The following is a 16,991-nucleotide window of genomic DNA, read 5'->3' as shown; positions in this document are numbered from 1 at the left end:
CGGGCACAATGGGCGATGATTGCGCTTAAGTCATTGATTTTCAACAATAGCCCAAAATTTGAACAGGCTTGACCCGGCGCTCTATCCCCCTTAGGTATGCGCCCGTTTACCTTGCAGGAGAGTCGCGCCATGGCCCAGAACGCCCCGTCCAAGCCCACCGCATGTCTGGCACTGGCCGATGGAACGCTGTTCTACGGAGTTGGCTTCGGTGCAACCGGCCAAACGGTGGCCGAGCTGTGCTTTAACACTGCCATGACCGGCTATCAGGAGATCATGACGGACCCTTCCTACGCGGGCCAGATCGTGACCTTCACCTTCCCCCATATCGGTAATGTCGGCGTGAACCCCGAGGATGACGAGACCGGCGATCCGGTGGCCGCGGGTATGGTCGTCAAATGGGACCCGACCGAGCCATCCAACTGGCGCTCGGCTGAAGAGTTGAAAAGCTGGCTGGCGCGCCGTGGCCGCATCGCCATCGGTGGCGTCGACACCCGCCGCCTGACCCGCGCCATCCGTCAGCAGGGTGCCCCGCATGTGGCGCTGGCCCACGACCCCGAGGGCAATTTCGAAATCGAAGCACTGGTCAGTGCTGCACGCGGCTTTGCCGGGCTGGAAGGCATGGATCTGGCCAAAGACGTCACCTGCGCCCAAAGCTATCGCTGGGACGAAATGCGGTGGGCATGGCCCGATGGCTATGCCCGTCAGGAAGCGCCTGTGCACAAGGTCGTCGCCCTGGATTTCGGTGCCAAACGCAACATCCTGCGCTGCCTCGCCTCGGCGGGTTGTGACGTGACGGTCCTGCCCGCCACCGCGACTGCAGCCGAGGTACTGGCGCATAACCCCGATGGTGTATTCCTGTCCAACGGTCCCGGCGACCCAGCCGCCACTGGCGAATATGCGGTGCCCATGATCAAAGAGGTGCTGGACACCACCAGCCTGCCGGTCTTTGGCATCTGCCTCGGCCACCAGATGCTGGCGCTGGCCCTTGGCGGCCAGACCGTCAAAATGAACCACGGCCACCACGGTGCGAACCACCCGGTCAAAGACCTTGAGACCGGCAAGGTCGAGATCACCTCGATGAACCATGGCTTCGCCGTTGATGCGCAATCACTGCCCGACGGGGTGGTCGAGACCCACCGCTCGTTGTTTGACGGGTCGAACTGCGGCATTCGCATGACGGATCGCCCGGTCTATTCAGTACAATACCACCCCGAGGCCTCACCGGGTCCGCAGGACAGTTTCTACCTGTTCGAACGCTTCGCCGCCGCGATGGCCGATCAAAAAGCACAGGCTTAAGACCGAAATCATCAGCGTTAACCGTGCGTTAACCCTGTTTGAGCAACCCTGCCCAGCGTGACTTGCGGCAGGGTTTTTCTATGGTCGAATTGAATCTTCAGCGGCAGACGTTGGCGCAACCGGTGCCGGGGCCGCATTCGCGCAAACCGCTGGGCACGTGGCTGCTGGATCAGGGCGTTATCACGACCGATCAACTGGCACAGGCGCTGCGGATGCAGACCTCGCAGAACGCGCCACTGGGCGAAATACTGGTCGGACAGGGTTGGGCCAGCCGGGCGCAGGTTCTGTCGGCCCTGTCCGACCAAACGGGCCTGCAGATCGCCGATCTGGAACAGACGCCGCCGTCAGCCGAGTTGTGTGCCATGAAACCGGTCGAATTCTGGTTGGCGCATAACGTGGTGCCGTGGATGCGATTGGGCCCGATCCTGTTGGTTGCGACCGCGCGCCCGGACGCTTTCTCGGTGGTCGAGATCGCCTTGGAGGGCAGCGGCCATACCGTCCTGCCGGTTCTGGCAAGCTCTGATCAGATCGATACGGCTATTGCGCGTCACTATGCCATGCCGCTGGCGCACGCGGCAGAGATGCGGGTCGAGGCCGGGCAAAGCTGCCGTAACTGGTCAGCCCGAACACGGACAGGTCCGGTCATTGGGTTTCTCGGGCTGGCAATCCTGTTCGCTCTGTTTCCGATCACCGGTCTCAGCCTTCTTTTGGGGGCGACCCTGCTAACGCTCGGCCTGTTCCTGATCCTCAGACTATCCGGATTGATGGCCTATCTCTGGCCCCGCAAGGCACCGATCCATCCCGACACTGACGATGCGCCACGGCTGCCCTGTGTCTCAATCCTCGTCCCGCTTTATAAGGAGCGTGAGATAGCCGATGTCCTGATCGCCCGGCTTCGCCGCCTGACCTATCCCAAAGCGTTGTTGGACGTCATTTTGGTTCTGGAAGAACAGGACGACGTAACGAAAGAGGCGCTCAGGCAGATCGAACTGCCAAGTTGGATGCGCGCCATCACGGTTCCACAGCGCGGGGACCTGACGACAAAACCGCGCGCGATGAACTACGCGCTGGATTTTTGCCGCGGAGACATCCTGGGGGTCTGGGACGCCGAAGACGCGCCGGTCCCGGATCAGATCGAAACGGTTGTCCGCCACTTTGCAGCCGCCCCTGACGAGGTCGTCTGCCTGCAGGGCGTCCTCGACTACTATAACCCGCGCACCAACTGGCGATCGCGCTGTTTCACCATCGAATACAGCGGTTGGTTTCGGGTGATCCTGAAAGGGATCGCACGTTTGGGGCTGGTGGTTCCACTGGGCGGCACCACCTTCTTCTTTCGTCGCGACAAGCTGCTGGAGTTGGGCGGCTGGGACGCACATAACGTCACCGAAGATGCCGACCTGGGTGTCCGGCTCAGCCGGGCTGGCTACCGGACCGAGATCGTCAACACCGCGACCTACGAAGAGGCCAACTTTCGCGCCTGGCCCTGGGTCAAACAGCGTTCACGCTGGCTCAAAGGCTTTATGGTTACCTATCTGGTGCATATGCGCGCGCCCCGCCAATTGATGCGCGATCTCGGCGTGCTGCGGTTTCTGGGGTTGCAGGCATTCTTTCTTGGAACGTTGGGGCAATTCCTGCTGGCCCCTGTCCTATGGGTGTTCTGGCTGATCTTTTTCGATCTGCCGCACCCTTACCACACCATCATGACGCCCGGCTTCCTGACCGCATGCGTCTATGTCTTCCTTGTGGCCGAGGCCGCCAATCTTCTGGTCGGTACGCTTGGCGTCATTGCGGGCCAGCGCCGCTTTCTGCTGCCTTGGGTGCCTACGATGGTGCTCTATTACCCTCTGGGCGTGCTGGCAGCCTACAAAGGCCTGTGGGAATTGGCAGTCAACCCGTTCTTCTGGGACAAAACCCAGCACGGTCATGCGATTGAGGAAACCGGCCCGCCTATTTCTCGCGTCGAATCGCATCCTGTTTCAGCCGCGTCATGAACGCGACCGAGATATGATCCTGCAACGCCTTGGCCGCTGCATCTTCATCCCGCGCGGCGATGGCCTGAACAATTCCCTTATGCTCGCCCTGGGCAATCTCGCCGCGTCCTTCCGCCGCCAGCGAGGTCGTTGCCATCAGCGCCATGGTCCGGTGCACCAGATCAAGCTGCTGAACCAAATACCGGTTGTGCGAGGCGAGGTGAATCTGTTCGTGAAACCTGCGGTTGGCGCGCGACAGGGCGGGCGGATCGCTGACCAGCGCATCATCGGCGGCCACCATTTCTTGCAGCACACGGATTTCCTCTTCCGTCGCATGTTTGGCTGCAAGGCGGGCCGCCAGCCCCTCTAGCTCGCGCCGGACAATATACAGCTCGGCCATCTGGTTGTGATCCAGTGAAGCCACGATCAGGGATCGCCCATCACGTTCCAGAAGCGATTGCGTCTCAAGCCGCTGCAGAGCTTCGCGGATCGGGGTGCGCGAGACGCCGAACCGTTCAGCCAACTCACTTTCGACCAAACGGTCGCCTGGCTTGTAAACACCCACATCGATCGCTTCGAGTATCAGTGTATAGGCGTCCGTGTTGGACTGTTTGGACTGGGGCATCGGCTGTTTTGTCTCCTCGTTCGGACCTGTCTATCCGCCACGTGCCCCCCCATCAAGAGCGGCATTGCAAACCTTCAACAACCGCCCTAAACCCAAAACATGGTCAAACCTGCCTTTGCTCACGTCACCCAATGGGTGTTCGACCTCGACAACACGCTCTACCCGCCGCATATGCGCCTGTTCGATCAGATCGAAGTGCTGATGACGGATTACGTGGTACAGGCCATCGGCATCGACCGGCACGAGGCGGATCGGCTGCGCGATTATTACTGGCGGCAGTATGGCACCACACTTGCCGGCCTTATGGCAGAACACGATCTGGACCCCGATCCTTACCTGCACGCCGTCCATCAGGTTGACATGAGCCATATGGAACCCGATGCGGAGCTCGCCGACCATATCCGCGCCCTGCCCGGTCGCCGCATCGTCTATACCAACGGGTCAGCACCCTATGCCGAGCGTGTTCTGGCCGCGCGCGGGTTAGAGGGTCTGTTTGATGCAATATACGGTGTCGAGCACGCAGGCTATCGCCCCAAGCCGCAGAAGGCCGCGTTCGAAGCGATCTTTGCACAAGACGGCATCGAGGCCCAAAAGGCCGCCATGTTCGAAGATGATCCGCGCAATCTGGCCGCCCCGCACGAGATGGGAATGCGCACGGTGCATGTCGCGCCCGACCCTCATGACGCCGACCATATCCACCACCACACCGATGATCTGACACTGTTTCTGAGCGCCCTGCGCTAGGCTGTCACACTGCGACGATCTGTGCGTTTCGCGCCTGCGGCATTGCCCCCATATGCAACCGTGCGACGAACAGAATCGGAGACCCAAATGACCGCGCTTGACATGCCGCGGCGTCTGCCCTGGTGGCAGCGCCTCTTCTTTGCAATTCCCCTGTTTGGCTGGATGGCCAGGGATGCAGCCAATGCCGAAGCCGAGGACCTGTACTATTCCGCCGCTGCCGTATTCAGCATGTGGGGCTGTTCCATCCTGCTGTTTGGCCTTCCCGGCCTCTATATCCCGGCCCTGTTGATGGTGCCGGTGATGTTTCTGGTCCTGATCCTGATTTCCAGAGGATAAGGCACGAGACAGGATGTCACTTGGCGGGCGACCGCCAACGGCACTAGTGTCCGCAGCAACGGAGAAATGCCCTCATGACTGACAGCTGTGACATCCTGATTTCTGGTGGCGGTATCGCCGGTTTGACCGCCGCCGCCACATTCGGAGCCGCCGGTTTCGACGTAATCTGCGTCGACCCCACCCCACCGATCACCGAGCGCGACGTGGACGGCTCCGACCTGCGTACCACAGCCTTTTTGCAACCTGCCCACGGATTGCTGGAACAATGTGGTCTGTGGGATCGGCTGGACACCCATGCCGCGCCGCTGCAGATCATGCGCATCGTGGACGCGGGCGGTGATGTGCCCGAACCCCGCGTCGTGCGGGACTTCAACGCCGCCGATATCTCGGACCAGCCGTTTGGCTGGAACCTGCCCAACTGGCTGCTGCGCCGGGAAATGGTCGCCCGTCTGGCCGAGTTACCCACTGTCGATTTCCGCCCCGGCACCGGCACCGTCAGCCTGTTCACCCGCACCAATGAGGCACGCGTGGGCCTCAGCGACGGCAGCCGCATCCACTGTAAGCTTGTGGTGGCCGCCGACGGGCGCAATTCGCCCATGCGCGAGGCCGCCGGGGTCAATGTCCGTACCACGCGCTATGGACAAAAAGCGCTGGCCTTTGCGGTAACGCACCCGATCCCGCACGATAATGTTTCTACCGAGATCCATCGCTCGGGCGGGCCGTTCACGCTGGTGCCGCTACCTGACTGGCAGGGTCAGCCCTCGTCGGCAATCGTCTGGATGGAGCGCGGCCCACGTGCAGTAGAACTGTTCAACACCGAGCCCGAAGCCTTTGAGGCGTTGATGACCGAGCGGTCGTGCGGGTTGTTTGGGCCGTTGAAACTGGCGTCGCGCCGAACCATCTGGCCGATCATCAGCCAGTCGGCAGAGCGCCTGTCCGGTGAGCGTATCGCACTCATGGCTGAGGCCGCCCATGTGGTGCCCCCCATCGGCGCGCAGGGGCTGAATATGTCGCTGGGTGATCTGCGCAGTCTGCTGGAGTTGGCGCAGGCCCGCCCCGAAGGTCTGGGCGACGCGCAGATGCTGGCGGCCTATCACAAGGCCCGTCATACCGAGATCGAGCTGCGCGTCAAAGGCATCGACCTGCTGAACCGCGCCTCGATGATCGAGGCGCGTCCGTTGCGCGATGCACGGGCGATGGGGCTGAATGCGCTCTATTCCCTGCCACCCGTGCGCAAGACGCTGATGCAAATGGGCCTCGGCGTCCGCTAGACATAGGGCGGGCTTCAGCCCGCCACCTCGTTCAAAGCACCTGATCCAGAACGCGTTTCAGCCTCGCAATCGTGCCTTCGACATCGTACAGCTTGTCGAGCCCGAACAGACCCAGACGGAAGGTGCTGAACCCTTCGGGCTCGTCACATTGCAACGGCACACCGGCGGCGATCTGCATCCCCAAAGCGGCGAATTTCTTGCCATTCTGCACCTCGGGGTCCGTCGTATAGCTGACCACCACGCCCGGCGCGCCAAAGCCATCGGCAGCAACCGACATGACGCCCTTGTCCTTCAGATAGGCCCGCACCCCATCACCCAACGCCCACTGCGCCACGCGCAGCTTCTCGTACCCGTAGTCACGCGTCTCGGCCATCGTGTCGCGGAAGGCGCGCAGCGAATCCGTTGGCATAGTGGCATGATAAGCATGACCGCCGTTTTCATAGGCCTGCATGATCTGCCGCCATTTCTTCAGATCAATCGCGAAACTGTCCGAACTGGTCTGCTCCAACCGCGCCTCGGCGCGCTCGGACAGCATCACCAGACCGGCGCAAGGCGTCGCACTCCACCCCTTTTGCGGGGCAGAGATCAGCACATCCACGCCCGTCGCCTTCATGTCGATCCAGGCACATCCCGAGGCGATGCAGTCCAGCACCATCAACGCCCCGACCTCATGCGCGGCCGCCGCCATCGCGGTTACGTAGTCATCAGGCAGAATCACCCCGGCAGAGGTTTCAACATGCGGCGCAAAGACAATATCCGGGCGATTCTCACGAATTGTCGCCACAACTTCATCAATCGGCGCCGGCACAAAAGGTGACGGGCTGGCATTGCCAGTCTCGCGCGCCATCAGCACCGTCGCCTGCGCGGTCAACGCAGCGGATTCGATGATCTGGCTCCAGCGATAGGAAAACCAGCCATTGCGCACCACAAGGACATTGGCATCGCGTGCGAACTGCCGCGCGACGGCTTCCATACCATAGGTACCGCCACCCGGGATCACAGCCACGCCATCGGCGTTGTAGACCTCGCGCAACATACCCGAGATATCGCGCATTACCTGCTGAAAACTGGCAGACATATGGTTCAGCGAACGATCTGTGAAAACGACCGAGAATTCCTCGAGCCCGTCGGGGTCAACAGTTTCCAGCAACGCAGACATCATGAATCCTTTCTGATTGGTCATCTGTTTCTGCCGTGTCTGCCCCGCCCGGTAAAGAGCCTAAGCAGTGATCAGCTTGACCCTAGGTCAGCAAAAAATGAAGTATTGCCCTGATATCTCGGGCAAAAAACCGCACAGAAATGACGCTAATTAGAGTCACCCTCTCTTTACACTCTGACGTGTTTCTGAACAGATACACACACTTTGAACAAGAACAGGCATTTCAACTCGTGACTGCGCAAAAGCGGATTAGTTTTCAGGTCGTCAGGGACGAAGTTAAACGGCGGATTGAATCCCGCATCTGGCCTCAGGGCTCACTTCTGCCCACCGAAACGCAACTTGCGGAAGAGTTCAACTGCGCCCGTGCCACGGTAAACCGGGCGCTGCGCGAGCTGGCCGAACAGGGCTTTGTCGAACGCAAGCGCAAAAGCGGCACAAGGGTCAAGAAAGAGCCCCGCAAACAGGCAAAGCTTGAGATTTCTCTGGCACGTCAGGCCGTCGAGAACCAGAACTCAGCCTATCGCTATGCGCTGGTCGAACGGAACGTGGTCTATAGCCCCGGGTGGCTGACCTCGCAGTTAAATGTCGAGCCGGACGCACGGGTCCTGCATGTGATTTGCATGCACTATGCCGACAACCGCCCTTTCCAGTTGGAAGAACGCTGGATCAATATCGAAGCCGTACCCGAGGTTGAGCATGCCGATCTGAACAAAAGCGGCCCGCACGAATGGTTGCTGAACGCGGCACCCTTTACCGAGGCCGAGATCGCCTTCTGCGCTATCTCAGCCGACAGCCGTCTGGCCGATTTCATGGGTACCACCACCGGCACCTCGATGATCCAGCTTGAACGGACAACATGGAAAGACGGGCAGCCCATGACCTTTGCCCGGATGACGCATCATCCCGGATTCCGCATCCGAACCAAATACTAACCGATCGGTCCCGGCAGGCGTTCTTCGCTCAGCAGCACGTTGGCCTCGACCTCTCCGGCGCCGGGCAGCGTCATCACCCGCCGCCGCAGCACCCGCTCGAAATCGGCCAAATCGCGCGCCACGACGCGTAGGCGGTAGTCATAGAGACCCAGCACATGCTCGACGGTCTGCACCTCGGGGATGGCGCTGACGGCGCGTTCGAAATCCTCAAGGCTCACCTGGCCCTTGCGCGCCAGCTTCACCCCCAGAAACACGGTCACACCAAAACCAAGCGCCTCGGCATTCAGGCGCAGCCGTCGCCCCTTGATCACACCCGCCTGTTCTAGCCTGCGAATCCGCCGCCACGTCGCAGGCTGAGACAGCCCAAAACGCCGCCCCAGCGCACCCGCGCTTTGCGTGGCATCCTGCACCAAGGCCCGCAGAATCTTGCGGTCGATCTCATCCAACTCGATCATACCGGCAGCACCTCATCCCGCTTGACCCGCGCGATATGCATCAGCGCCTCAATATCGGCGATATGCGGCAGGATCAGAATACGGTCGCGATAGACCTGCTGATAATGGTTCATGTCCCGCGCCAGAACCGACAGGCGCACATCGACCCGGCCCAGAAAGGTCTGGATCTCGATCACCTCGGGCACCTCGCGCGCCGCAGCGGTGAATTCGTCGAATGCCCGCGCTTGCGTCTTGTCCAGCGTCACCCGCAACGACACCTCGACCGCGTATCCCAGCGCCGCCCAGTCGATAACGGCCTCCTGCCCCTCGATCACCCCTGCGGCCTGCATCTTCTCGATCCGCCGCCAGCAGACGCCGGTACTGATGCGGCAGCGCTCGGCCAGTTCTGCCGTGGTCAGGCTGGGTTCGGCCTGAAACTGGCGCAGAATACGCCGATCAACATCATCAAGCATGATTTTTTCACATATTTTTTATTTGAAGAATTATTCTTCATCTTTTTCTCAAATACTCGATCCCAACGCTCTCGCCAATACCCAAAGCTCAGGATAGAAACGCCGCAATCGAAACTGAAAGGACCGGCAAAATGCGCGTCTATTACGATCGCGATTGCGACATCAACCTGATCAAAGACAAGAAAGTGGCCATCCTGGGCTATGGCAGCCAAGGCCACGCCCACGCGCTGAACCTGCGCGACTCGGGTGCCAAGAACCTTGTCGTCGCCCTGCGCGAAGGCTCGCCCTCGGCCAAGAAAGCCGAAGCCGAAGGCCTGCAGGTCATGAGCATCGCAGATGCCGCCGCCTGGTGCGACCTGATCATGTTCACCATGCCCGACGAACTGCAGGCCGAGACCTATAAGAAATACGTCCACGACAACATCAAGCCCGGCGCTGCCATCGCATTTGCCCACGGCTTGAACGTCCACTTCGGCCTGATCGAGCCGAAAGAGGGTGTCGACGTCATCATGATGGCCCCCAAAGGCCCCGGCCACACCGTGCGCGGCGAATACACCAAAGGCGGCGGCGTGCCCTGTCTGGTGGCCGTTGACAAAGACGAAACCGGCAAAGCGCTGGAAATTGGCCTGTCCTATTGCTCGGCCATCGGCGGCGGTCGTTCGGGCATCATCGAAACCAACTTCCGCGAAGAATGCGAAACCGACCTGTTCGGTGAGCAGGCCGTTCTGTGCGGCGGTCTGGTTGAACTGATCCGCTGCGGCTTTGAAACGCTGGTCGAAGCCGGTTACGCGCCCGAAATGGCCTATTTCGAGTGTCTGCACGAAGTGAAGCTGATCGTTGACCTGATCTATGAAGGCGGCATCGCCAACATGGACTACTCGATCTCGAACACGGCAGAGTACGGCCAGTACGTCACCGGCCCGCGCATCCTGAAATACGACGAGACCAAAGCGCGTATGAAAGAGGTCCTCAGCGACATCCAACAGGGCAAATTCGTTCGCGACTTCATGCTGGAAAACGCGGTGGGTCAGCCCACCATCAAAGCGGCCCGTCGCGCTAATGACGAGCATATGGTCGAGGAAACCGGCGCCAAACTGCGCGCCATGATGCCCTGGATCTCGGCCGGTAAAATGGTCGACAAAGAAAAGAACTGAGACTGACTTTAGTCAGCGAAAGGGCGGCCCGCGCGGTCGCCCTTTCTAGTTGGCGACGGCATTCGCGTAGCAGTCGCCCAGCACGTAATCCCAGCCGCTGTCATATCCGGAGCGCTTGTCGGGCGCGTCGCTTGCCCAGACCTCCCAACCCGAATGGGTCAGTGTGACTTTTGTCTGCGCCACGTCTTGCGCTTCAAAGGCCACCTCCACCCGGGTCGGGCGATTCTTGTTGGTGCCCGGCTGCCAACTGAACGCCAGTCGCCGACCTTCTTCAAAGACAAGCACCTCTCCCCAATCCTCGCGCGTTCCGTCGAACATGGTCTCATAAATCGCGCCGCCGACCCGGGGTTCGATCACAACCGCCAGCGCAGCCTGCCCTTTAGCTGCTGAAACGGCGTGGCCCTCCAGCGGCCACCACTTGGCGATCCGGTTCACAAAGACACCAAACGCCCGGTCCGGCGTTGCGTTCACAACGATGGTCTTGATGATGGGGTCGATCATCCGCCTTGTCCTTCGTTCACCTCGGCTGCAAAGCTCTGCAATACATCTGACCAGTACCGCTCCAGCCAAGCGCGCATCTCTGCCAGACCTTCGGGCCGAGCGGCGTAGATTCGGCGCGTGCCTTCGGCGCGGCAAATGACCAGACCGGCATCGGACAAAACCTTCAGATGTTGGGATACCGCAGGGCGGCTGACCGGCAGGTCTGCGGCCAAATCCCCGACTGCGCGGGGGCGAGCGGCGACGGCCTCAAAAACCTGACGGCGGGTGGCATCGCCCAGCGTTGAAAACACATCTTGGTAAGCCATTACTAACGGTAAGTCAAAGCTAACATTAAGTCAAGAACACCCCGTGACACTGCCCGAGTTGCGGGATAAGGGGATGGAATGGTTCAACAACCCAACCACCGTGACTGGGGCGGCGTCATCGCTCTGGGTTTGATCTGGGGCGCGACGTTTATGGTCGTCGCCATAGCGCTGGAAGGCTATGGCCCGGTGACCGTGGCCACTGCGCGCACCACATTGGGTGCGGTCATGTTGCTGGTGCTGATGCGGCTGACCGGGCGCAGATTGCCGCGCATTGACGGGGCCTTGTGGACCTCGATCACGGTGATCGGAGTGCTGTCCACCGCCCTGCCCTTTGTCCTGCTAAGCTGGGGGCAGCAATATGTGCCCTCAGCCTTCGCGGGCCTGTCCATGGCTGCGGTTCCGCTCATGGTTTTGCCGCTTGCGCATTTCTTCTCGGACGAGCCCATGAATCTGCGCCGGTTGGTCGGGGTCTCTTTGGGTTTCTCGGGTGCGCTGGTGCTGATCGGGCCGGGACTGGCACAACTGGGTCAGGGGGCCGAACCGCTGGCGCAACTGGCCTGCGTCGGAGCAGCGCTTTGCTATGCGAGTTCGTCGATTTTCACCCGCCGCTGCCCACCGATTGATCCGGTGGTTCTGTCAGCCCTGACGCTGGTCGTGGGCGCAGTCATCCTTCTGCCGATCATGGTCATGACCGAAGGGCTGCCATCATGGCAAGGCGCCCGTTCGGGGCTGGCGATCATCGTTTTGGGCCTGATTCCCACGGCTTTCGCCACGCTGCTGCGCGTGTCGATCATCCTCAGCGCGGGATCGGTATTCATGACCTTGGTGAACTATCAGGTACCCATCTGGTCGATGGTGTTCGGAGCGTGGATATTGTCCGAGGCCCTACCGCTGCGCTTTTTCATCGCACTGGTCATGATCCTGTGCGGGCTGGCCATCAGCCAGTGGTTCAGCCTGCGCAAGATGCTGATCGGGCGTTAACCCGCCGCTGCCTCGACCTCGGCCACAATGCCATCGACCACCTTTGTCAACAGGGCCGCATCCTCGCATTCTGCCATTACACGGATCAAAGGTTCGGTGCCTGACTTGCGGATCAGCAGACGACCCTGCCCATTCAACCGCGCTTCGGCATCGGAGATCGCAGTTTTGACGTTCGCCGCCTCAAGCGGCGTTTGTCCCGCCGTGAACCGTACATTCTTCAGCAATTGCGGAACGGTCTCAAACTGATGTGCCAGTTCCGAGGCTTTCTTTTCCGACAGCACCATCTCGGCAAGAAAATGCAGGCCAGCCATCAACCCATCGCCGGTGGTGGCATAGTCGCTCATGACGATATGGCCCGATTGTTCCCCGCCCAGATTGAAACCGCCTTCGCGCATCCGCTCGACCACATAGCGGTCGCCAACGGCTGTGCGTTCAAGCCGCAGCCCCTGCCCGGCCAGATGCCGTTCCAGACCCAGATTCGACATCACCGTCGCCACCAGGGCACCGCCCTTTAGCCGGTCAGCGCGCGACCACGCACCCGCCAAAAGGGCCATCAGTTGATCGCCATCTGCAATCGCACCAGTTTCATCAATAACCACAACCCGGTCGGCATCACCATCCAGGCAGATGCCCACATCCGCACCATGAGCCACAACGGTTTCCGCCGCCACGCGCGGCTTGGTCGATCCACAGTCCAGATTGATGTTCTTGCCATTCGGGGCGACGCCAATCGGGATGACGTCAGCGCCCAACTCCCACAGCACTTCCGGAGCCGTCCGGTGCGCCGCACCGTTGGCACAGTCGATCACGACTTTCAGCCCATCCAGCCGAACGTCGCGCGGCAACGAGGATTTCACCCGCTCGCCATAGCGGAACCGTGCGTCATCGACCCGGCGGGCGCGGCCAATATTCTTGGCCTGCGCCGGATTTACGCCCTCTTCGATCAACCGTTCGATCTCAAGTTCGGCCTGATCCGACAGCTTGAACCCGTCCGGCCCGAAAAACTTGATCCCGTTATCCTCTGCCGGGTTATGGCTGGCCGAGATCATCACACCCAGATCGGCTCGCATCGACCGGGTCATCAGCCCAACCGCAGGCGTCGGCACCGGCCCCAGCAGCAGCACGTTCATCCCGGTCGAGGTCAACCCCGCCGTCAGCGCATTTTCAAGCATGTAGCCCGACAGCCGCGTGTCCTTGCCAATGACAACCCGGTGCACGCCACCTGCGTCCCGGCGAAAATACCGGCCCACGGCGGCCCCGATGCGCAGGGCCATCTCAGCGGTCATCGGATGGGTATTGGCGGTGCCCCGCACCCCGTCGGTTCCGAACAGCTTGCGCATGAACCTAGACTCCTAACACTAACTTGTGCCCGGGTTAACGGACGGCCGCCCATAAACGCAAGGCCTGAGCGGTCTCGGCCACGTCATGGACACGTATAATCTGCACGCCTTGGGACAATCCCGCCAGAGCCACGGCGATTGATCCCGGCGCACGGGCGTCCTTGCGCGGCTCTTTGCCGATTTCACCGATGATGCCTTTACGAGACACGCCCAGCAGGATCGGGCAGCCCAGCCCGTGAAACAGGCTGAGATTGCGCAACAGGGTCAGGTTATGCTCGGTGTTTTTGCCAAAACCTATGCCCGGATCGACGATAATCAGATCGCGGCTCAGGCCGAGGCTTTCCAGATGCGCAATCCGCGCCTCAAGGAAGTCATAGACGTCCAACAGCACGTCATCATACTGCGGATCGTCCTGCATCGTGGCCGGATCGCCCTGCATGTGCATCACGCAAACCGGCGCACCGATGCTGGCGCAAAACGGCGCAAGCTGCGGATCAAAGGTGAAGCCTGAGACATCGTTGATCAGCCCCGCTCCGGCCTGATGCGCAGCACGGGCGACGCTGGCCTTGCGCGTGTCGATTGAGATCAGGGCGTCGGTCTCGGCCCGAATGGCTTCGATCAGAGGCTGTGTACGGGCGATCTCTTCGTCCTCGGGAACAAAACTGGCACCAGGTCGGGTGGATTCTCCACCGATATCCAGAATGCTCGCCCCATGCGCCACCATCGCAGCGGCGGCAGCGCGGGCGGCCTCGACCGAGTTGTGAACGCCACCATCCGAAAAGCTGTCGGGCGTGGCGTTCAGAATGCCCATGATCTGCGGTTGCGCCATATCCAGCCCGGAAACAGGCGCGCGCAGCCGCGTGAGCTTATGCAGACAAGCCTCTGGTATTGCATCAATTTCAACAACGCGAGGCGCCTTGCTCCGCTGCAGACATTCAGCATGCGTAAACCACAAGGGTTGCCCGGCCAACGACACCGCTCCCTCCGGACGCAGCGGCCCATGCTGCACCAGCGGTCGGTAGTAGACGGTCACAGCTGCGCCTGCTCCACCGGAACCGCGCGCAGCGGTGTTTTGGGTGCTTCCGGCAGGTCGCCCCCGATCACCAGCATCTCGCTAGCTTCAAAAGTTGCGGCAAACCATGCCGCCAGCGCCACCGCGTCCGACGGAGCCGCCGAGGGGCCGTCTACGGCATCCAAAACGATCTTGGACGGGGCCCAGACGCAAATCTGACCGTTTTTCATCGCCCAATCCAGCTCGGTCCGGGTCGAGACCACCACGCAACGATGATCCCGCGCGGCCAGAACCCAGGCGTTCTGCTCAATCGCCAGCAGGTCGATGCGGCGCTGGGTCATCGCGTGCCCCGTCTGCGGCACAACCAGATCAGAGGCCCCGACACACAGGATCAGCGGGCGCTGGCGGTTCTCAAGCTGGTCGATCCAGCCGGTCAGATTGCCCGAGGCAATCGCCTCGTTCGACAGGAACACCAGCCGGGGATGGGGGCGTTCTTCTTCGGTGATTTCATGATGGCCCGCATCTTTCCCGCGCACGATCTCAACCCCCAACGCACCGGGGCCACGATCCAATTTTTCGATGCGCACAAAGGCTCTTACAGCCTGAGGCTCAAGCAATATCCGCTCCGCCACGCGATCCGCCAGCGTCTCAAGCAGGTTGAGACGTTCAGCGGCCAGTTCGAACGCAATCGCCTCAGTCACCCGGTCATAGGACAGGATGCGATCCACGTCATCGTCGATTGGGTCGGTCAGCGGGCGCACCTCGACCACGATATTGAAACAGATGCGCTGCGTGGTGCCGCGTTCAGCCTGAAAGGCCCCGATCTCGACCTCGACGATATGATCGCGCAGCGAGATGCGATCCAGAGGGCCACGCGATGCGGTCGCCTCAGAGCGCTCGGACGGGTGCGCAAAGGCAAGGCGGATTTCGGAACTCATCTGACGGACCTTTTCGGGCTCGGTTGGACTGATCTGCCCAATTTAGGCGTTTGCCGGGCGTATAGCACCGCAACAAACGCCTTTCCAGCCATCGAATGCGGCGTCAGGTCACCCGGAACCAGCTCATCATCCCCGCCGCGGCATGGCCCAGCATATGGCAATGCAATAGCCAGTCACCGGGATTGTCGGCCACCAATGCAATCTGCCGGGTCTGGCCCCGATCGACCAGAACCGTATCGCGCCACGGCCCCAGACTGCCATCGGGCAGGATCAGCTGGAAATGATGCCCGTGCAGGTGCATCGCGTGCGGAAAGGCCGTTTCGTTTACAAACTCAATGATATGAGTGTCGCCCAACTGCGCATCAAGAAACGGATCAGCGGGCCGTTCTGCATAGCCATTTAGCGCCCAGAACCGCCCCAGCTGCGCCAGTTCACGGCCCGAAAGCGTGGTCTCACCCAGAACGGCGCTTTCCAGCCAGCGCATTGCCCCGCCCTGCAGCGTCATGCGATGCGTTTGCACATCCTGCAACTCCACCGCGGGCAGCGGGTTCGCGGGCAAGGGCCGAACACCGCTCCGCGCCACCGTTGCTGATGTCCCGACCACGTCGAACCGAACCAACCCAAACGCCCCGTCCCGCTCGACGCTCACGACACTTGCGGTCTGCCCATCCTCGATCATGACATCGACAATCAGATCCGCGCGCTGAGCCGGCGCTAGCGGAAAGCGGTCTTCGATGGGCAGCGGGGCCTCTAGCGGCATCCCGTCCAGCGCTACGATCCATCCCGTCAGCCCGTCCAGCGCCACGTCGAAAATCCGCGCGTTGGCGGCGTTGATCAGCCGCAGGCGCAGGCGCTCGGCGGATTTCACGGGATAAGACGGATCAAACCGCCCGTTTACCACAACAAGATTGCCCAAACGCCCGGCGTGGCTTTGGTCATGACCATTGTCGAAATCATCGGTGATCTGCCCGGTTTCGGGATCCAGCCGCCAGTCATCCAGCATCAACGTCAGGTCCTGATCGACATCCGGCCCAGCCGCCTCGTCCACGATCAGCGGGCCATAGAGCCCCCGCGCCACCTGCTCGACCGAGCGGTTGTGGGCGTGATACCAATAGGTTCCCGCATCCGGGACAACGAAATCATAGTCAAAACGGCCCCCTGTCGGGACCGCATCCTGCGTCAGCCCGGGCACACCATCCATCGCATTGTCGATCCGAATACCATGCCAATGAACCGACGTCGCCTGAGGCAGCGTATTCTCCAACCGTCGCTGTACGCGCGCGCCCTGCTGCAGGCGGATTTCAGGGCCAGGAACGCCTGTGCCATAGCTCCAGACCGAGGTCGCGGGATAGCCGTCTGGTGCGATCTGCTGGCGTGTCTGCTGCGCAGCCAAGGTTTCGACGGATGCCATTGTGGCACGCGGCAGCATCGACACGGCCAGTGCCGAGCTTAAGAATTGTCTGCGGGATAATGACATTGCGGACCTCCTGGCCCGCAACATAAGGCGAAAACCCCAGCAC

At 61.1% G+C, this 16,991-nt stretch carries 18 protein-coding genes; 8 read left to right on the top strand and 10 right to left on the bottom strand.

Annotated features, from left to right (window positions below; translation table 11 throughout):
• Nucleotides 1–129 precede the first annotated feature (129 nt).
• Together carA and ACR3EN_RS13075 are read left to right on the top strand one after the other, a co-directional pair.
• A complete protein-coding gene (carA, locus tag ACR3EN_RS13080; RefSeq protein WP_480821597.1) occupies nt 130–1,296 on the top strand; it encodes a glutamine-hydrolyzing carbamoyl-phosphate synthase small subunit in 1,167 nt (388 codons plus the stop codon).
• Between the two features lie 80 nt (nt 1,297–1,376).
• The gene (locus ACR3EN_RS13075) at nt 1,377–3,287 is read left to right on the top strand and encodes a glycosyltransferase family 2 protein (RefSeq protein WP_480870856.1); all 1,911 of its coding nucleotides are present in this window, start codon (nt 1,377–1,379) and stop codon (nt 3,285–3,287) included.
• Here ACR3EN_RS13075 and ACR3EN_RS13070 read toward each other — a convergent pair.
• Complete coding sequence (locus ACR3EN_RS13070; protein ID WP_480821593.1) at nt 3,244–3,891, bottom strand: GntR family transcriptional regulator; 648 nt, start codon at nt 3,889–3,891, stop codon at nt 3,244–3,246. The two genes, ACR3EN_RS13075 and ACR3EN_RS13070, sit on opposite strands and share 44 nt — an antisense overlap.
• A gap of 99 nt (nt 3,892–3,990) precedes the next feature.
• On the opposite strand from ACR3EN_RS13070, the gene ACR3EN_RS13065 reads away from it, so the two are divergent.
• The 3 genes from ACR3EN_RS13065 to ACR3EN_RS13055 all read left to right on the top strand — a co-directional run bounded on the left by ACR3EN_RS13065 (nt 3,991) and on the right by ACR3EN_RS13055 (nt 6,242).
• Nucleotides 3,991–4,635: a pyrimidine 5'-nucleotidase gene (locus ACR3EN_RS13065; protein WP_480821591.1), complete on the top strand. Its 645-nt coding sequence runs from the start codon at nt 3,991–3,993 to the stop codon at nt 4,633–4,635.
• 87 nt (nt 4,636–4,722) lie between these two features.
• On the top strand, nt 4,723–4,971 hold the full coding sequence (locus ACR3EN_RS13060) for a hypothetical protein (protein WP_480821589.1): 249 nt from the start codon (nt 4,723–4,725) through the stop codon (nt 4,969–4,971).
• Nucleotides 4,972–5,045: 74 nt separating this feature from the next.
• The gene (locus ACR3EN_RS13055; RefSeq protein WP_480821587.1) at nt 5,046–6,242 is read left to right on the top strand and encodes a UbiH/UbiF family hydroxylase; all 1,197 of its coding nucleotides are present in this window, start codon (nt 5,046–5,048) and stop codon (nt 6,240–6,242) included.
• Nucleotides 6,243–6,273: 31 nt separating this feature from the next.
• Here ACR3EN_RS13055 and ACR3EN_RS13050 read toward each other — a convergent pair whose 3' ends face one another.
• Entirely contained in the window at nt 6,274–7,401 is a 1,128-nt protein-coding gene (locus ACR3EN_RS13050) for an aminotransferase class V-fold PLP-dependent enzyme (RefSeq protein ID WP_480822407.1), read from the bottom strand.
• Nucleotides 7,402–7,631: 230 nt separating this feature from the next.
• On the opposite strand from ACR3EN_RS13050, the gene ACR3EN_RS13045 reads away from it, so the two are divergent.
• A complete protein-coding gene (locus ACR3EN_RS13045; RefSeq protein WP_480821585.1) occupies nt 7,632–8,333 on the top strand; it encodes a GntR family transcriptional regulator in 702 nt (233 codons plus the stop codon).
• Here ACR3EN_RS13045 and ACR3EN_RS13040 read toward each other — a convergent pair.
• Nucleotides 8,330–8,788 (bottom strand): Lrp/AsnC family transcriptional regulator, encoded by a 459-nt coding sequence (locus ACR3EN_RS13040; RefSeq protein WP_480730447.1) that lies wholly within the window; start codon nt 8,786–8,788, stop codon nt 8,330–8,332. The two genes, ACR3EN_RS13045 and ACR3EN_RS13040, sit on opposite strands and share 4 nt — an antisense overlap.
• Nucleotides 8,785–9,240, bottom strand: coding sequence for an Lrp/AsnC family transcriptional regulator (locus ACR3EN_RS13035; RefSeq protein ID WP_480821583.1), 456 nt, complete (start codon nt 9,238–9,240; stop codon nt 8,785–8,787). Before ACR3EN_RS13035 ends, ACR3EN_RS13040 begins: the two co-directional genes overlap by 4 nt.
• A gap of 131 nt (nt 9,241–9,371) precedes the next feature.
• Between ACR3EN_RS13035 and ilvC the strand changes: the two genes are divergently transcribed.
• Nucleotides 9,372–10,394: a ketol-acid reductoisomerase gene (gene ilvC / locus ACR3EN_RS13030; protein WP_480821581.1), complete on the top strand. Its 1,023-nt coding sequence runs from the start codon at nt 9,372–9,374 to the stop codon at nt 10,392–10,394.
• Between the two features lie 45 nt (nt 10,395–10,439).
• On the opposite strand, the gene ACR3EN_RS13025 is transcribed toward ilvC, so the two are convergent.
• Together ACR3EN_RS13025 and ACR3EN_RS13020 are read right to left on the bottom strand one after the other, a co-directional pair.
• Nucleotides 10,440–10,895 (bottom strand): SRPBCC family protein, encoded by a 456-nt coding sequence (locus ACR3EN_RS13025; RefSeq protein WP_480821579.1) that lies wholly within the window; start codon nt 10,893–10,895, stop codon nt 10,440–10,442.
• Nucleotides 10,892–11,200 (bottom strand): ArsR/SmtB family transcription factor, encoded by a 309-nt coding sequence (locus ACR3EN_RS13020; RefSeq protein ID WP_480821577.1) that lies wholly within the window; start codon nt 11,198–11,200, stop codon nt 10,892–10,894. Before ACR3EN_RS13020 ends, ACR3EN_RS13025 begins: the two co-directional genes overlap by 4 nt.
• Nucleotides 11,201–11,278: 78 nt before the next feature.
• Here ACR3EN_RS13020 and ACR3EN_RS13015 point away from each other — a divergent pair, with 78 nt between their 5' ends.
• On the top strand, nt 11,279–12,181 hold the full coding sequence (locus tag ACR3EN_RS13015) for a DMT family transporter (protein ID WP_480821575.1): 903 nt from the start codon (nt 11,279–11,281) through the stop codon (nt 12,179–12,181).
• Here ACR3EN_RS13015 and glmM read toward each other — a convergent pair.
• The 4 genes from glmM to ACR3EN_RS12995 form a co-directional block, all read right to left on the bottom strand.
• A complete protein-coding gene (gene glmM, locus ACR3EN_RS13010; RefSeq protein ID WP_480859778.1) occupies nt 12,178–13,521 on the bottom strand; it encodes a phosphoglucosamine mutase in 1,344 nt (447 codons plus the stop codon). The genes ACR3EN_RS13015 and glmM overlap by 4 nt on opposite strands.
• A gap of 34 nt (nt 13,522–13,555) precedes the next feature.
• Nucleotides 13,556–14,554, bottom strand: coding sequence for a dihydropteroate synthase (folP, locus tag ACR3EN_RS13005; RefSeq protein WP_480821571.1), 999 nt, complete (start codon nt 14,552–14,554; stop codon nt 13,556–13,558).
• Nucleotides 14,551–15,471: a dihydroneopterin aldolase gene (locus ACR3EN_RS13000; RefSeq protein WP_480529475.1), complete on the bottom strand. Its 921-nt coding sequence runs from the start codon at nt 15,469–15,471 to the stop codon at nt 14,551–14,553. Before ACR3EN_RS13000 ends, folP begins: the two co-directional genes overlap by 4 nt.
• 103 nt (nt 15,472–15,574) lie before the next feature.
• Nucleotides 15,575–16,948, bottom strand: coding sequence for a multicopper oxidase family protein (locus tag ACR3EN_RS12995; RefSeq protein WP_480821569.1), 1,374 nt, complete (start codon nt 16,946–16,948; stop codon nt 15,575–15,577).
• Between the last annotated feature and the right edge of the window lie 43 nt (nt 16,949–16,991).

The organism is Ruegeria sp. G7 (assembly GCF_056535465.1).
This window is presented reverse-complemented; position numbering and strand designations above follow the sequence as displayed.